We start from the raw sequence: 15018 nt of genomic DNA, 5'->3' as shown, positions 1-15018 counted from the left end.
CTTCCGCCTGGACATTTGCGGCGCACCGCGTTCGGCTTCCCTAGCAATCGCTATTCCGAGTAGGAACCGTGGTCAGTCGCCAGCATCTGCGACCCCGAGACTGGCACATCATGCTACATTCTGCGCAAAAGTCGATCGGCGTGGCATTCCTACCGTCGTGCAAGCAGGTGCCCGAGCGACGACAGAGGCTAATGGATTCCCTTGCAATCGAAAATTCCGTATGAGTCAGAGAAAAGCACCGAGCAAGAAGGGTTTGCCGTCGAAGAAGGACTTGGAGTCCATGTCCAATTTCCGATATCAGTTACGAAAGTTCCTTCGCTATTCCGAGGAAATCACACAGGCGGCGGGTATCACGCCCCTTCAATACCAGTTGCTTTTGCACGTGCGCGGGATGCCCGGACGATCGTGGGCGACGGTAGGCGAACTGGCCGAGCGACTTCAAGCGGCGCCCAACGGCACCGCTGCCCTAGTCAGTCGATGCGAACTAGCCGGGCTCGTCGCGCGCAAGACCGGGGAATTAGACCGCCGCCAAGTCGAAGTGCATCTGACACGGCAAGGCGAACAATGCCTGCTGCGTCTCGCGTCGCTCCACCTTACGGAAATACAGACTTTTGGCTGGCTAGCCGGCAACGTGTGACATTATCTGGCCAGCCCAGTCCAGCATGGCGTCCTTAATGCGAGCTCATCCGCCGGAGTGATATCGCTTTGCCAACGCCTCGTAGAGCGGAGGTGCAAATAGCCTTGACACTCTGCTGGCGATCAGCGCAGTCGCCATTAATGAAATGACTAGCGCATGACCATTGATCATTTCAATAACAATAATAAAAGCTGTAATGGGGCTCTGCGTCACGGCCGCGAGGTAGCCAACCATCCCAAGGGCGATGAGCATCGACAACTGCATTTGCCCAAAGACCAGGTGCACGGCGTTCCCAATTCCGGCGCCGATTGCCAGAGAAGGAGCAAACAGCCCGCCGGGCGCGCCCGGCAGATATGACCCGATCATTGAAATCATTTTGAGTAGCGGGTATTCGGCCCCGAGCACGACGCGGCCCTCCAGCATGCCGCGCGCTTCAGCGTACCCGCTGCCGAACGTGTGATTGGCCGTCGCAACACCAATGATGGCAACCAACAACCCGCAAACGCCCCCGAAAAGTACCGGATGGCGCCCACGCCAGACAAGCACCCATCCAGGCATCCATCGGCGCGTATTGAGCAGGATCCAGCAGAAGGTGCCGCCGAGGACGCCCGCCAGGATACCAATGAGCACGACGGCAGCAGCCAGAAGATTTGGAAAACGGCTACCTACATCGATCGATCCGAAATAGGTGTAATTTCCCTGAAGGCCGAGGGAAACGACGCCGGCGAAGATGATGGCTGTAATCAGTACACCGCTGGTGCGCTGTTCGAAGCTTCGGGTGAGTTCTTCAATAGCGAACACGACGCCTGCAAGCGGCGCGTTAAAGGCGGCCGAAAGGCCCGCCGCAGCGCCTGCAAGCGCCAGACGATGCTCAAGGCTCGATCCGCCCATCCTCCTAAGGCGCGCCGGATAAAGGCAGCGAAGGCTGAACATCAGAGACGCGCCCACATGAATGGTCGGACCCTCGCGCCCGATCGTGAGTCCTCCGAGTATTGACAAGAAAGACAGCGCAATCTTGCCCACTAGAATTCTCAGATTCAGCAACCGTGGGCCGAGTTCACGGCTGCCATGAAGTGTTGCGATGACTTGCGGTATGCCACTGCCTTCGGCGCCACGAAACCATCGTTGAGTGATCCAGACACCTGCTGCGGTGACCGATGGCGTCAGCACCAGAGGCAACCACCAGAATTGCGTGGTAAAGCGCAAGAAAGTCGCGTAGCCGAAGTCGATCAAGCGCGCATAAAGCACCGCAGCAAGTCCGGTTGCAATCGCTCCCAGCCAGAAGACGCCGTAATGCAACCAGAGTCGCCTGCCCCGGAGCACCATTTCCTTGTCAAGCCATCGAGGGAAGCGCATAAATACGCATACGTTGAAATTTTGGCACATTGTGACATAAAAAACTCCGGCTTCATGCCTCAAAAAACTTTGGTCTCCGTTGGGTGGCAGCTGTAAGTCTCGCGTCCGACGCTCGTCAAGTGGCCGTAAGCCGCGGCAAACGTGCTGCAGGCGTTGGCCCGGCGCCGGTGCTTCTTGGGGTTTGACGGCATTATTGTTCTTTCAGGGCGCCACGCCTCAGGGTGTATGGGCGATCGGGCGCCGGCGGGCATATCTTGCGGCGGGGGCACAACTATTGCGCGCCCCAGCGGAACCCTTCGTGACAAACAACGGGCGATTTTGCGCACCCCGCTGCGCAATACAGAGCTAGCGCCTTCTGGAGAAATGCCATGGCCGCGACCGTAGGAGATTTCCTGATCGAACGTCTGCACGCATGGGGCGTGCGCCGCATCTTCGGATACCCCGGCGACGGCATTAACGGCGTTTTCGGCGCGATGAATCGCGCGGGTGGCAAGATCGAATTCATTCAGGCCCGCCATGAAGAAATGGCTGCGTTCATGGCATCGGCGCATGCGAAGTTCACGGGCGAGCTGGGCGTATGCATCGCCACATCGGGACCGGGTGCGGCGCATCTCATTACCGGCCTTTACGATGCACGGCTCGATCACATGCCCGTGCTCGCGATCGTCGGGCAACAGGCGCGCGCAGCGCTCGGCGGCCACTATCAACAGGAACTCGATCTCCCTGCAATGCTCAAGGACGTCGCAGGCGCCTACGTGCAACAAGCCGCCGTGCCGGCCCAGATTCGGCATCTAATCGATCGTGCGGTGCGCATTGCACTGTCCGAGCGAAAGGTGACGGCGCTCGTGCTGCCGAACGATCTGCAGGACCTCGAATACGAACCGCCCGCGCGCAAGCACGGCACGCTGCATTCGGGCGTGGGATATCGCGCACCAAAGGTGGTCCCTTATTCCGAAGACTTGCAGTTTGCAGCCGACCTGCTCAACGCAGGCAAGAAGGTCGCCATTCTCGTCGGCGCTGGCGCGTTGGAGGCCACCGATGAAGTCATCGCCGTCGCCGACAAGCTCGGCGCGGGCGTCGCGAAAGCGCTGCTCGGCAAGGCCGCATTGCCCGACGATCTGCCCTACGTGACCGGTTCCATCGGCCTGCTCGGCACCGAGCCGAGCTACAAGATGATGACCGAATGCGACACGCTGCTGATGATCGGCTCGGGCTTTCCGTACTCGGAGTTTCTGCCAAAGGAAGGACAAGCGCGCGGGGTGCAGATCGACATCAAAGCGGACATGCTCAGCATTCGATATCCGATGGAAGTGAATCTCGTAGGCAACAGCGTCGAGACCTTGCGCGCGCTGCTGCCTTTATTGCAGCAGAAACCCGACGGGGCATGGCGCAAGGACATCGAAAGCTGGCTTGACGACTGGTGGAAGACGCTCGAAAAGCGTGCGCTGGAACCGGCAAAGGGCGGCGTCAACCCCCAGCGCACGGTGTGGGAACTGTCGCCGCGCGTGCCGGCGAATGCCATCGTCACCAGCGATTCGGGCTCATGCGCGAACTGGTATGCACGCGACCTCAAAGTGAAGCGCGGCATGATGTGTTCGCTCTCGGGTGGACTCGCCTCGATGGGCGCAGCCGTGCCGTATGCGATCGCGGCGAAGTTTGCCCATCCGCAACGACCCGTGATCGCGCTTGTCGGCGATGGTGCCATGCAGATGAACAACATGGCCGAGCTCATCACGGTGTCGAAATACTGGAAGCAGTGGTCCGATCCGCGCTGGATCTGCCTCGTGCTCAACAACTCCGATCTGAATCAGGTCACATGGGAACAGCGCGTGATGAACGGCGATCCGAAGTTCGAGGCATCGCAGGATATTCCGTCCGTGCCGTATCACAAGTTCGCGGAGCTGATCGGGTTGAAGGGCTTGTACGTCGACGATGCCGAACGCATGGCGGCGGTGTGGGACGAGGCGTTGTCCTCGGATCGTCCGGTCGTCATCGAAGTGAAGGCCGATCCCAACGTACCGCCGCTGCCGCCGCACATCACGTTCAAACAGGCGAAGGCGTTTGCGACGACCCTCATCAAGGGCGATCCGAACGAAGGCAACGTGCTCATCGACACTGCAAAGCAAGTGCTGGGTGCGGTGCTTCCCGGGCACCATAACAAGTAACGCGATGCTCATCACCAGACGCGAAGCGCCGATCGAAGCGATTCGAACCCGCGCGTACACGATTCCTACCGACAAGCCCGAAGCCGACGGCACGTTTGCGTGGGACTCGACGACGCTGGTGCTCGTGGAAGTTACCGCGGCGGGCAAGAGCGGCATCGGCTACACGTACAACGACGCGAGCGTCGCGAAGCTGATCGATGCGACGCTCGGGCCCATGCTCATCGGTGACGACGCGTGGAATATCAACGCACTGTGGCAACGCATGCAGCAACGCGTGCGTAACATCGGCCGCTCGGGCATCGCCGCCACCGCGATATCCGCGCTCGATTGCGCCTTGTGGGACGTGAAGGCGCGCCTTTTAGACATGCCGCTCGCGCGGCTGCTCGGCGTTGTGCGCGATCGCGTGCCGCTCTATGGCAGCGGGGGCTTCACGACTTATACCGACGACGACATGCGTGATCAGCTAGCGCACTGGGTGCATAACGATGGATGCCGCTGGGTCAAGATCAAAGTCGGCAGCGAACCCGTGCGCGATCCGCATCGCGTGCGCGTGGCGCGAGAGGCAATCGGCGAGTATGCAGGCCTTTTCGTCGATGCCAACGGCGCGCTTGACCGCAAGGCGGCGCTGCATTGTGCACAGGTATTCGAAGAGCAGCATGTCGCATGGTTCGAAGAGCCGGTTTCATCGGACGACCTCACGGGTCTAGCGCTCCTTCGCAATGCGATGCCCGCCCGCATCGAATTGGCGGCGGGCGAGTATGGCTACACGCTCGACGATTTCCGCGCGCTGTTGCAGCACGAAGCCGTCGATGTCCTGCAAGCCGATGTCACGCGTTGCGGCGGCATCACGAGTTTCATGCGCGTCGCCGCGCTCTGCGATGCGTTTCACGTGCCGCTCTCGGCGCATTGCGCACCGTCGCTGCATCTGCATGTCGCGTGCGCCGCGCCGCGCTTGCGGCATCAGGAATGGTTCCATGATCACGTTCGTATTGAACAGATGTTGTTCGATGGTGCGCCGCGCGCGATCGACGGCGCGATGGCGCCCGACCTCTCACGCCCCGGCTGCGGGCTTGATTTTAAACACGTGGACGCGCAGCGTTTTGCCGTCTGAATTGAGACCACCTCCTCACGATGAACAAGCCAAGCACACTCGCCCTCGCCTGTGGCGTCGCGGCAGCTGGCATTGCGCTCGGGATCCGGAAGCATGTACGACAGCGCGCGCAGCTGGGCCAGAACACGCGAAACTCGAGCAGCACGAGGCAGACGCATATCGACACCGCGCGCACGTTCAACCGCAGCTCGGCCTTGCTCGCGCTTTCCGTGCTCGCGGACAGTGCGATGGAGCACTATCGCGGATCGTTCGACAATCCGGCGATGTATACGCCCCTGATCGTGTCGGTGGCGTCGCTGCTTGCGGGAATGCATGGCGGACACGACCGCGCAGCCCAACGTCACTCTGTGCGCGATGCGGTCTTCATCAGCGCGGCGCTCGCGGGGGTCGCGGGCACGGGCTTCCATCTGTACAACATCACCAAGCGTCCTGGCCGACTCAGCTGGCATAACTTCTTCTATGCCGCACCTGTCGGCGCGCCGATGGCCCTGCTTCTGTCGGGCGCGCTGGGCGCGGCCGCCGAGCGCCTGCGCGACGAGCCCGCGCATGAACCGCGTCTGCTCGGCATGCCTGCGGGACAGGCGCTCGCCCTCTTGACGAGTGCGGGACTCGTCGGCACGCTGGGTGAAGTCGCGCTGCTGCATTTTCGGGGCTCGTTCCAGAATCCGGCGATGTATGCGCCCATCGTGATTTCGCCGGTCGCCGCCGCATTGCTTGCGAATTCAGCCCTCGTCGCCCCCGGTTCGCGTTGGTTCCCGCGCGCGTTGACACGCTTTTGGCTGCGCGTGACGACGGCGCTCGGCTTCATCGGCGTGGCCTTTCATGCGCGGGGCGTCGCGCGCAATCAGGGTGGCTGGCGCAATTGGAGCCAGAACCTGTTCAACGGGCCACCGTTGCCCGCACCGCCGAGTTTCTCGGCGCTAGCGCTCGCTGGACTCGCGGCGCTCCGTCTGAGGGAGACCGAGCGATGAATCTGCCACGCTACCCCGGCTACGACGTGCTGTCGAAGCACGATACACCGTCCTGGGACGACAAGACGCGCGAAGTCATCGATCAACGTCTGAAGACGCCGCACGATCCGCGCTTCTTCGATGCCGTTCAATGGAAGGCCGTGTGCGCGCTATGCGCATGCATCGTCCCGCAGAACGCGGTGCCGCTCGCCGCGTTGCTCGACGAGAAATTAATGACCGGCATCGGCGATGGCTACCGCGATGCGCGCCTGCCGTCGATGCCCGATGCATGGCGAATTGGCCTGGCCGCACTCGATGCGCAAAGCCGCGCGCATCACGACTTGCCGTTTGGAAGCATCGAGCGCAACGCGCAACATGCGTTAATCAAGCAAATGCAGGAAGGTGAGCTCAAGAGTGACGCCTGGCAAGGCATGCCGAGCGCGCTGTTCTTTTCAAAGCGCGTGCTGCACGATATCTGCGGCGCCTATTACTCGCATCCTCATGCGTGGAGCGAGATCGGATTCGGAGGACCGGCGAATCCGCGAGGCTATGTGCGCATGGTGGCAAATCGGCGTGATCCATGGGAAGCGGCGGAAGCGAAGCCAGGCCAGGAGGCGAAGGCCGACAAGGAGAACCGCCGTGTCCGATGACGCCATGCATATCCCGCGCGGCAAGAACGGGCGCGCACCCGATGTCTTGCACGAAGGCGCGTGGCTTCCGATGCGCGAATATTCCAACGACGAAGCGGTCGATTTCCTCATCGTCGGGACGGGCGCGGGCGGCGGCACGCTCGCATGCCGTCTCGCGGAGAAGGGCTTCAAGGTCGTCTCGCTCGATGCAGGCGCGTGGTGGCGTCCACTTGAAGAGTTCGCATCGGACGAGACGCATCAGTCCAAGCTCTTCTGGACCGACGACCGCATCTGTGACGGCGAAACGCCGCTCAAGCTTGGCAACAACAACAGCGGCCGCGCCATCGGCGGCAGCACCGTGCACTTCGCGATGGTGTCGCTGCGCTTTCGGCCCGAATGGTTCAAAGCCCGCAGCTTGCTGGGCTATGGCGCGGACTGGCCGCTCGACTGGCGGGAAATGTGGCGCTATTACGCTGAGGTCGAACAGGCGCTGAAGATATCCGGGCCGCTCAGCTATCCGTGGGGACCCAAGCGGCCGCGTTATCCGTATCGGCCGCACGAACTGAATGCGGCGGCGCTCGTCCTCGCGCGCGGCTGCGAGGCGCTCGGCATCGACTGGACGCCCACGCCGCTGGCGACGCTGTCCGCGCCGCGTGGCGACGCGCATCCGTGCGTGTATCGCGGCTTCTGCGTGTCGGGTTGCGCGACCAACGCCAAGCAAAGCGCGCTCGTTACCTGGATTCCGCGCGCCGTGCGCGCGGGTGCCGAGATACGCGACCTGTCGATGGCCGGCCGTATCGTCATGGGCGATGACGGGCGCGCGACGGGCGTCGAATACTATCGTGAGGGACGATGGCAGTTTCAGCGCGCGCGCAACGTCGTGGTCGCCGGCTATGCGATCGAAACGCCGCGTCTCTTGCTGATGTCCGCGACGGAGCGCTATCCCGACGGTCTCGCCAACAGTTCTGGACTCGTCGGCAAGAATCTGATGGTGCAAACTAACCAGGCCGTCTGGGGCACGATGGATGAAGAAGTGCGGTGGTACAAGGGACCGCCGTCGCTCGCGATGACCGAGCATTGGAACTATGAGGACAAGGGCAAGGACTTTTTCGGCGGCTATTGCTACATGAGTCAGGGGCCGCTACCGATTGCCTGGGTCAATGCGCAAACCGGGCGTGGACTGTGGGGCCAGGCGCTGCTCGACGAGATGCAGAAGTACAACCATATGGCGGGCCTGAAGATCGTCGGCGAAACCATGCCGCAGGAACGCAACCGCGTCACGCTGAGCGACGAAAAGGATCAGTACGGCCTGCCCGTTCCGCGCATCACGTATTCGCTATGCGACAACGACAAGCGGCTCGTGAAGCATTCGCTCGACTTCATGAGCGTCGCACTCGAAGCAGCCGGCGCGCGCGATGTCTGGCGCGAAACCGACGACACGTGCCACCTGAACGGCACCGCGCGCATGGGCGATGACCCGGCGATGAGCGTCGTCAACATGGACTGCCGGAGTTGGGATGTTGACAATCTTTGGATTTGCGATGGCTCGGTGTTTCCCACTGTTGGCGGCGTCAATCCTTCTCTGACCATTCAGGCGGTGGCGCTCCGCACGGCTGATCGCATCGAGGCGCTGGCAGCACGTGGCGAGTTGTAGCGCACGAGCGACGCAATGGATGATTCAAAAGGGAGGCAAAGATGGCGAAAATCGCTGTGGTCACGGGCGGCGGAGCGGGCGTGGGACGTGCGACCGCCGAAGAGTTTGCGCGGCACGGCTACGATGTTGCCCTTCTATCGCGCGAACCCGAGCGTTTGAAGCATGCCGCCGCCTGCATCGAATCCACACATGGCGTGCGCGTCGTCGCTGTACCTACCGATGTCGCCGACGCCCGGGCTGTCGAGGACGCCGCCACACATATCGAGGACGTGCTCGGGCCGATCGACGTATGGGTCAACGTTGCCATGGCCACGGTGTTTGCTCCGGTCTCCTCCCTGACGCCCGAGGAAATCGAGCGCGGCACCAAGGTGACGTATCTCGGGCAGGTGCACGGAATGATGGCGGCCCTCTCCCGCATGCGCCGGCGCGATCGCGGCACGATAGTCAACGTCGGCTCAGCCTTGGGCTATCGGTCTGTCCCGTTGCAGTCGATTTATTGCGGCGCCAAGTTCGCCATTCGCGGCTTCACCGACTCATTGCGTTCGGAGATCATTCACGACCGTCTTAAAGTTCACCTGACGATGGTCGATCTGCCTGCGGTCAATACACCGCAATTTGAATGGTCGGTCAACAAGATGGGCAAACGAGCACGACCCGTTGCACCGATTTATCAACCGGAGGTGGCGGCCAGGGCGATTTACTTCGCGGCAACGCACCGGCGCCGTCAGGTCTGGGTGGGGTTCTCAACGGTGAAAGCGATTCTCGCCAACCGCATCGCACCCGCACTGATCGATCGTTATCTTGCACGCTCGGGTTACAGTGGTCAACTTACGGACGAACCGGTGCGTGCTGATGCTCCTCAAAATCTGTTCGAGCCGGTACCGGGCGACTTCGCGGCGCACGGGCGGTTCGACGGCGAGGCGCGACGCCGAAGTTGGGAGATGTTCACAGATCGTCATCGGACCGTCTTCTGGACGCTGACAGGGATCGGAGCAGCAGCTGTGCTCTCATTGCTAACCCGACGCAGAGGCTAACCATCATGAGTCGCCGAATCGAAGACTATGCGCTTCTCGGAAACGGTCAGACGGCGGCCCTTCTTAGCCGTGAGGGATCAATCGACTGGCTTTGCTGGCCGCGCTACGACGATGACGCGTGCTTGGCCGCGCTGCTCGGCGAACCCGAGAACGGTTGTTGGTCACTCGCTCCAGCCGGCGCTGTGATTACGAGAGAAAGAAGATATCAGGACGACACGTTGATCATGGAGACGGACGTCGAGACGTCGGACGGAGTCGCGCGGATTGTCGATTTTTTGCCGGTCGATAATGTGTCGAATGCCGTCGTCCGGCTCGTTGTCGGGATCAGGGGCACAATCCGGATGCGTATGAGCTTACGCCTGCGGTTCAACTACGGCGCACTAGCACCTTGGACCACCTCGGCCGATGGAGTAATAGAAGCGTGGGTCGGGCCAGACCATGTGGTGCTACACGCCGACGTTCCGACATTCATCGAGGGCGATAGCGTCGCCGCCGATTTCATCATCACCGAAACCGAAAGGATCGGCTTCGTCCTGGCGTACGGTCCGTCCGATCACCGTTCGAGCAGCATCAACGTCGAACAGGCGCTCCTGACGACCCAGCAGTACTGGCGCGCCTGGATCGATCAGTTCGACAATACTCGCACCGCTTGGCCGCACGTGGTCAGGCGTTCCCTGCTCACATTAAAGGCGCTCATTCATCGCGACACGGGCGCCATGATAGCCGCGCCGACGACCTCGCTGCCGGAGGCACCGGGCGGGTCTCTCAATTGGGACTATCGGTACTGCTGGCTTCGCGATACTTGTTTCGCTCTTGTCGCCTTGCTCAACGCCGGCTTCCATGACGAGGCGTGCGCGTGGCGAGATTGGCTATTGCGCGCGATCGCAGGGTCCCCCGAGCATATCCGCATCATGTACCGAGTGGACGGCGGTCGCCACTTGCACGAGCGGACCGTCGATTGGTTACAGGGCTATCGATACGCGGCGCCGGTCAGGATTGGAAACGCGGCCGCTGAGCAAAAGCAGGTAGACGTGTTAGGCGAAGTTATCGACTGTCTCGATGTCGCCCGCCGCGGCGGCCTGCCTTCCAGCCAACAGGAAGATCTCATCGAGACACGCATCGTCGAACATCTGGAAACAGTGTGGAATACGGCCGGTTCGGGCATCTGGGAATCGCGCTCCAAGCCCAGGCACTATACGTACTCTCGCGTCATGGCGTGGGTCGCCCTGGATCGCTTCATCCGTCGTCGATCGTCGAACGACACTACGTCGGCGCGCATCAAACAGCTCGCCGAGCTGAGAGCCACTATCCGCAACGAAATCTACACCGAGGCCTGGAACGAGGGGCTCGGCACATTCACTCAGTTTTATGGCGGTGACGAGCTCGATGGCAGTCTACTATTGATGCCGCTCGTCGGCTTTCTGCCAACCGACGATCCGCGCATGGCTGCGACCATAGAAACCATCCGCCGGGAGCTGGAGGAGGACGGGCTCATTCGACGGCGAAAGAAACGCGACGATGGTCCCAATGAAAGCATTTTTCTGGCGTGCTCATGCTGGATGGCCGACTGTTTGAATATGCAGGGTCGCACTGTCGAAGCGCGCGCTCAATTTGAGCGGGTGCTGGCACTAGCCAACGATCTCACTTTGCTGTCGGAGCAGTACAACGCGCCACGCAAGGAACTCGCGGGCAACTTTCCGCAGGCGCTCACCCACCTTGCGGTAATCAACACCGCCCTTGGCCTCTGCGGGCCGACTTTGCAAAGGGGCGGCGGCTGACCTACAAACGGACTCCCGCTTCATTGAGAAACCGCATGATGTGACCATAGCAGCTTGAAAGGCGCGGCTCAAAAGCAGGAGATATCTGTGCGTGACATGCCCCACCATCTCGATGAGTAGGTACGAGCGAAACGCCTCTGCTGTCTCGTTGTATCCGAACTCGTTGTTCGTGCACTTACCGATAAATGGCTGACGACCGACAACCGCGTCCAGTCTCTGCGAATCTCGCTGCGAGCCAACCACGGCTCCGCGCAGTAGGGGAAACTATTCGCAGGTACTGGTGAGACACTTTGTTCGTTTCCCTCGGCCGCAGCGCGGATGCCGGTCAACGGACTCTCAGGCTTGTTTTGGGCGAGCGCCTCTCGCAGCTTATGTTCGTTTTAGCCGTTCGCAACTGCAATCCTACTGCCCTAACCAGCCGGAGACTTCGAATCCGTTCCGGCTTCGGCATTCACTTAACGACTATGCTTGCTCCGGAACTCCAAAAATAAGCGGCGATACTCGGGAATATTTTGTCAACGTCCCATCATGAACAAACTAGACCACGAAGCCGCAGGTTCGCCGTGTATCTCCGCGGTAGGGATGTAGCGCTGTGAGGTGGGTACCGGCGGGATCCCTTTTCAGCCACGCAATCGGGCGGTCGCACGTCCCGTCGAGAGACACCTTGCGAGGCCGAGTGCGGCGTCTGCCTCCGACCGCACGCATTGACAGGCGTTCCTGCACCGGCGACAACCGCACGAGAAGTTATCGATAATTCCCGCGTAGGCGTCGTCGCGCGCATTTTTTTTTGCGAATGCAGTTCCCTTATCGCAAACAGCATAGAATTAAAGGGGGTTCCCCGCCGCCGCCGCGCGGTCATTTGTCCACGTTCGGAAGGCGCATGCGACGCACCCTCACGGCCTGTCGGTTTCTCCGCTCTTGGTTTTCTGCTCGGTAACCACTACGCTAACCGAGTGACCATCTGCTGGATTTTGACCCGCCGGAACGACTTCTTTTGGAGTCGGTGACCGCAACCGAGGCAACTCAAAACTGCGTTGCTATGCACTTACTCTTCGTCGACGACTCATGCGCTTGTGCGGAAATACTTGCGGACATCGCCGTCAGCGTCGGTCATACCGCTGCTATTGCGCATGATGGTGCCGAATGTCTCGCGCTTACGGCCGTACAGCGGTTCGACCGAATTTTCTTGGATATCGGACTACCCGACGCCGACGGACGCGATGTGTGTGACCGCATCCGCAGTGAAGGGCCTTCACGCAACGCGACAATCATAGCCATTACCGGGAACGCTGACGTCGTCCAGAGGAGCGACCCGCGGTGCTTCAACGGCTACCTACTGAAGCCGGTCGCATTGGCTGATTTTGAAACGACGTTGTCGGCAGACCCTGAAAAAAGGCATTTGCTTCTCCAGAGACCAACCGGGTAGCATCGTCGTGGACACGTTGAAACCATGCCCATGTTCCAAGCGGGCCGCCGCTTTGGTCCCGCGCACCGCGCTCTCGGTCATATCGTAGATAGGATGCAAGTCCCGTCACCCGATTGCTTCACTTCGCTTAAAGCGCTTTCACGATTTCCACTTTCGTGGCTCGACAGCGATGTCGAGCCTTCCTTTTCCTGCCGTGCGCGCTTCATAATAGAAATGTGTCGATCGCAAATCCGATGAAGCGCGTCAGTTCTGACTTGTGTCGAAGCTCCCTTTGCTAATCCGCTAGCTCGGAGCAAGACTTCGCGCTGGCAGCCACGCGCTGCCGCATTAGCTAGACAGCCATCCATCATTGCTACACCGACGTCAGTGCACGTCACCACTTCTCAGCGACTCATCGGGCGGGGACCGAGCGCACCAATGGCTTGCGCGCGACACAATATTGCTCGATTCTTGCCGGTAGAACGCATGGTCTCGATCCCATACTATCCGCACCCATACGCCGAATCTCAGCTTGCGATCACACCAGAGAGGGCCAGAGCGACGATATTAACGAGAACGCATCCTCCAAAGAGCAACGAGACGTGGCGCTCCCCTTCCCGCATTCGGACTCCGAAGGCGCTACACAAAGATCCCCATGCGAGGGAGACAGAGAACACGATTTTGGTTGTTGTATCGGGCGCGTAACCGAAAATCAAGCACACTCCGAGCATCATAGCTAGCAGCAAAGCGCAACCCGCCGCTGTCAGGGTAATTTCCCAAAAGTTTGGCTTTCGAAGCACTAGACCAAACGATTTCATCTCAACACCCAATACGTGCGGACTTCTCAATCCTGAAACAAAAGAAAGTAGCGCCGGCCCACGGTGCATCAATCTGCCCGTTCTACTGTTGCGTTTCCGAGATTTCTGTCGACGCGCAACTGGTTTGACAGGTCGGCGCCGGGCTGGTGCCCCGCAGATCATGTTTTACTGGAAGGCTCGTTGGAACTGGTGGAGTTTCCAAAGTCGCGCTCCACCGAAAGGCAGCGACAATTCCAAAAAAAGAGATGAGGAGCAGAACAATTCCAACAGTCATAAGAGCCGTATAGCCCTTACGCTTGCGCGCGTTCAGGCGTGCTTGCCTCTGATACACTTCAAGGCCGCCGTGCAGGCCATATTCTTCGTCGTACGATTGGCCAGTCTCGGGACCGCCACCCTGCTTCTCCTGCCGCACGAAACACCTCCTTTGACTCAGCGCGGTTCTGTCGTATGGTAGAAGCCGTCTAAGCATCCCACGACCCCGCTTCGTCTCGCTTCCGCGCCTATTCGAGTAGGCAGAAAGTTTATCCTCGAAGCAGCGACAAGACCTAATCGCGCAAGCCGACGGTTTTTCGCACAACTTGCGCAATGGTCAAGCCTTGCACAAGAATGGACCACACGACTACGGTATAGGTGAGCGCAAGAATCACGTTGCGCGCGTCGTCGGGAGGAATCGATAATGCAAGTGCAACGGAAATTCCCCCGCGCAACCGCCCCAAGTAAGAACTTTCCACGAACCTGTCGGCAAGTGAACCAGGTGACTCATCGCGGCGACTGGCAGACCCACCGTCATCAGCCTTGCCGATAAGGCTACCACGGTTGCGACAAAGCCCGCGAGCAAGATGCGCCCAGGAAACGTAATAAGTAGCACCTCCATGCCGATGAGCACGAACAGCACTGCATTCAATATTTCGTCGATGAGTTCCCAGAACATGTCAACGTACCGGCGCGTGGTATCCGACATTGCGTGGACCCGACCGCGGTTTCCGATCATTACACCGGCGATGACCATCGCCAATGGACCAGAAATATGTAGGTGATTGGCGAGCGCGTATCCGCCAATCACTGCCGCTAACGTGAGCAATACTTCGACCTGGTACTGGTCAACGCTCTCAGAAGCCGAAAGAGCCCGTAGCCGAGCGCCCAGCCGAACGCGAGACCACCACCTGCCTCACGTAAGAGCGCAAAAAGGCCTGTCCCGAGTGACGGAACGGCACCGCTCTTCGCCATGGCCAGCAGCAATGAAAAGAGCACGACCCCGACGCCGTCGTTAAAGAGAGACTCGCCCGTTATCACGACTTCAAGACTTTTGGGTGCACCAGCGGACCTGAGGATCCCCATGACGGCAACCGGGTCCGTAGGCGAGATTAAGGCGCCAAATAAAAGTAAGCGCCCGGTGATGGCATCTTGAATCGATGTAGCAGCCTTGGGAGCATCGTGTCCACTTAACGAATAGGTGGACAAGTGAACACTAATGACCAGGA

General features: G+C 60.2%; 10 protein-coding genes and 1 pseudogene. 9 read left to right on the top strand and 2 right to left on the bottom strand.

The genetic code is table 11. The features are described from left to right. Nucleotides 1-220: 220 nt before the first annotated feature. Nucleotides 221-637 carry a MarR family winged helix-turn-helix transcriptional regulator gene (locus tag QCE48_RS19250; RefSeq protein ID WP_309788945.1) on the top strand — a complete coding sequence of 139 codons (417 nt, stop codon included), beginning with the start codon at nucleotides 221-223 and terminating at the stop codon, nucleotides 635-637. Between the two features lie 45 nt (nucleotides 638-682). Here the strand turns inward: QCE48_RS19250 and QCE48_RS19245 are convergent, their stop codons facing one another. Continuing rightward, the gene (locus QCE48_RS19245; RefSeq protein ID WP_309788987.1) at nucleotides 683-1993 is read right to left on the bottom strand and encodes a chloride channel protein; all 1311 of its coding nucleotides are present in this window, start codon (nucleotides 1991-1993) and stop codon (nucleotides 683-685) included. 368 nt (nucleotides 1994-2361) lie between these two features. Here QCE48_RS19245 and QCE48_RS19240 point away from each other — a divergent pair, with 368 nt between their 5' ends. The 8 genes from QCE48_RS19240 to QCE48_RS19205 all read left to right on the top strand — a co-directional run bounded on the left by QCE48_RS19240 (nucleotide 2362) and on the right by QCE48_RS19205 (nucleotide 12740). After that, nucleotides 2362-4158: a thiamine pyrophosphate-requiring protein gene (locus QCE48_RS19240; RefSeq protein ID WP_309788944.1), complete on the top strand. Its 1797-nt coding sequence runs from the start codon at nucleotides 2362-2364 to the stop codon at nucleotides 4156-4158. A gap of 4 nt (nucleotides 4159-4162) precedes the next feature. Then, a complete protein-coding gene (locus QCE48_RS19235) occupies nucleotides 4163-5269 on the top strand; it encodes an enolase C-terminal domain-like protein (protein ID WP_309788943.1) in 1107 nt (368 codons plus the stop codon). A gap of 20 nt (nucleotides 5270-5289) precedes the next feature. Then, the gene (locus QCE48_RS19230; RefSeq protein ID WP_309788942.1) at nucleotides 5290-6240 is read left to right on the top strand and encodes a hypothetical protein; all 951 of its coding nucleotides are present in this window, start codon (nucleotides 5290-5292) and stop codon (nucleotides 6238-6240) included. Continuing rightward, entirely contained in the window at nucleotides 6237-6869 is a 633-nt protein-coding gene (locus QCE48_RS19225; RefSeq protein WP_309788941.1) for a gluconate 2-dehydrogenase subunit 3 family protein, read from the top strand. Before QCE48_RS19230 ends, QCE48_RS19225 begins: the two co-directional genes overlap by 4 nt. Further along, entirely contained in the window at nucleotides 6859-8502 is a 1644-nt protein-coding gene (locus QCE48_RS19220; RefSeq protein WP_309788940.1) for a GMC family oxidoreductase, read from the top strand. The genes QCE48_RS19225 and QCE48_RS19220 overlap by 11 nt, the downstream gene beginning before the upstream one ends. 41 nt (nucleotides 8503-8543) lie before the next feature. Beyond that, nucleotides 8544-9536 (top strand): SDR family oxidoreductase, encoded by a 993-nt coding sequence (locus QCE48_RS19215; RefSeq protein ID WP_309788939.1) that lies wholly within the window; start codon nucleotides 8544-8546, stop codon nucleotides 9534-9536. Between the two features lie 5 nt (nucleotides 9537-9541). Next, nucleotides 9542-11314 carry a glycoside hydrolase family 15 protein gene (locus QCE48_RS19210; protein ID WP_309788938.1) on the top strand — a complete coding sequence of 591 codons (1773 nt, stop codon included), beginning with the start codon at nucleotides 9542-9544 and terminating at the stop codon, nucleotides 11312-11314. Nucleotides 11315-12353: 1039 nt separating this feature from the next. Next, entirely contained in the window at nucleotides 12354-12740 is a 387-nt protein-coding gene (locus QCE48_RS19205) for a response regulator (RefSeq protein WP_309788986.1), read from the top strand. A 1440-nt stretch (nucleotides 12741-14180) separates the two neighbouring features. Here QCE48_RS19205 and QCE48_RS19200 read toward each other — a convergent pair. Further along, nucleotides 14181-14875, bottom strand: a pseudogene (locus QCE48_RS19200) (cation:proton antiporter). Nucleotides 14876-15018: the final 143 nt, after the last annotated feature.

It is taken from the genome of Caballeronia sp. LZ024 (assembly GCF_031451455.1).
GTDB classification, from domain to species: domain Bacteria; phylum Pseudomonadota; class Gammaproteobacteria; order Burkholderiales; family Burkholderiaceae; genus Caballeronia; species Caballeronia telluris.
Note: the sequence above shows the minus strand (reverse complement) of the source record. Positions and strands in the feature narration are given on the sequence as shown.

Bases quoted from the DNA above. Each gene is read 5' to 3' on its own strand.
- QCE48_RS19250 (WP_309788945.1), top strand. From the start codon at position 221: ATGAGTCAGAGAAAAGCACCGAGCAAGAAGGGTTTGCCGTCGAAGAAG.
- QCE48_RS19245 (WP_309788987.1), bottom strand. From the start codon at position 1,993: ATGCGCTTCCCTCGATGGCTTGACAAGGAAATGGTGCTCCGGGGCAGG.
- QCE48_RS19240 (WP_309788944.1), top strand. From the start codon at position 2,362: ATGGCCGCGACCGTAGGAGATTTCCTGATCGAACGTCTGCACGCATGG.
- QCE48_RS19235 (WP_309788943.1), top strand. From the start codon at position 4,163: ATGCTCATCACCAGACGCGAAGCGCCGATCGAAGCGATTCGAACCCGC.
- QCE48_RS19230 (WP_309788942.1), top strand. From the start codon at position 5,290: ATGAACAAGCCAAGCACACTCGCCCTCGCCTGTGGCGTCGCGGCAGCT.
- QCE48_RS19225 (WP_309788941.1), top strand. From the start codon at position 6,237: ATGAATCTGCCACGCTACCCCGGCTACGACGTGCTGTCGAAGCACGAT.
- QCE48_RS19215 (WP_309788939.1), top strand. From the start codon at position 8,544: ATGGCGAAAATCGCTGTGGTCACGGGCGGCGGAGCGGGCGTGGGACGT.
- QCE48_RS19210 (WP_309788938.1), top strand. From the start codon at position 9,542: ATGAGTCGCCGAATCGAAGACTATGCGCTTCTCGGAAACGGTCAGACG.
- QCE48_RS19205 (WP_309788986.1), top strand. From the start codon at position 12,354: ATGCACTTACTCTTCGTCGACGACTCATGCGCTTGTGCGGAAATACTT.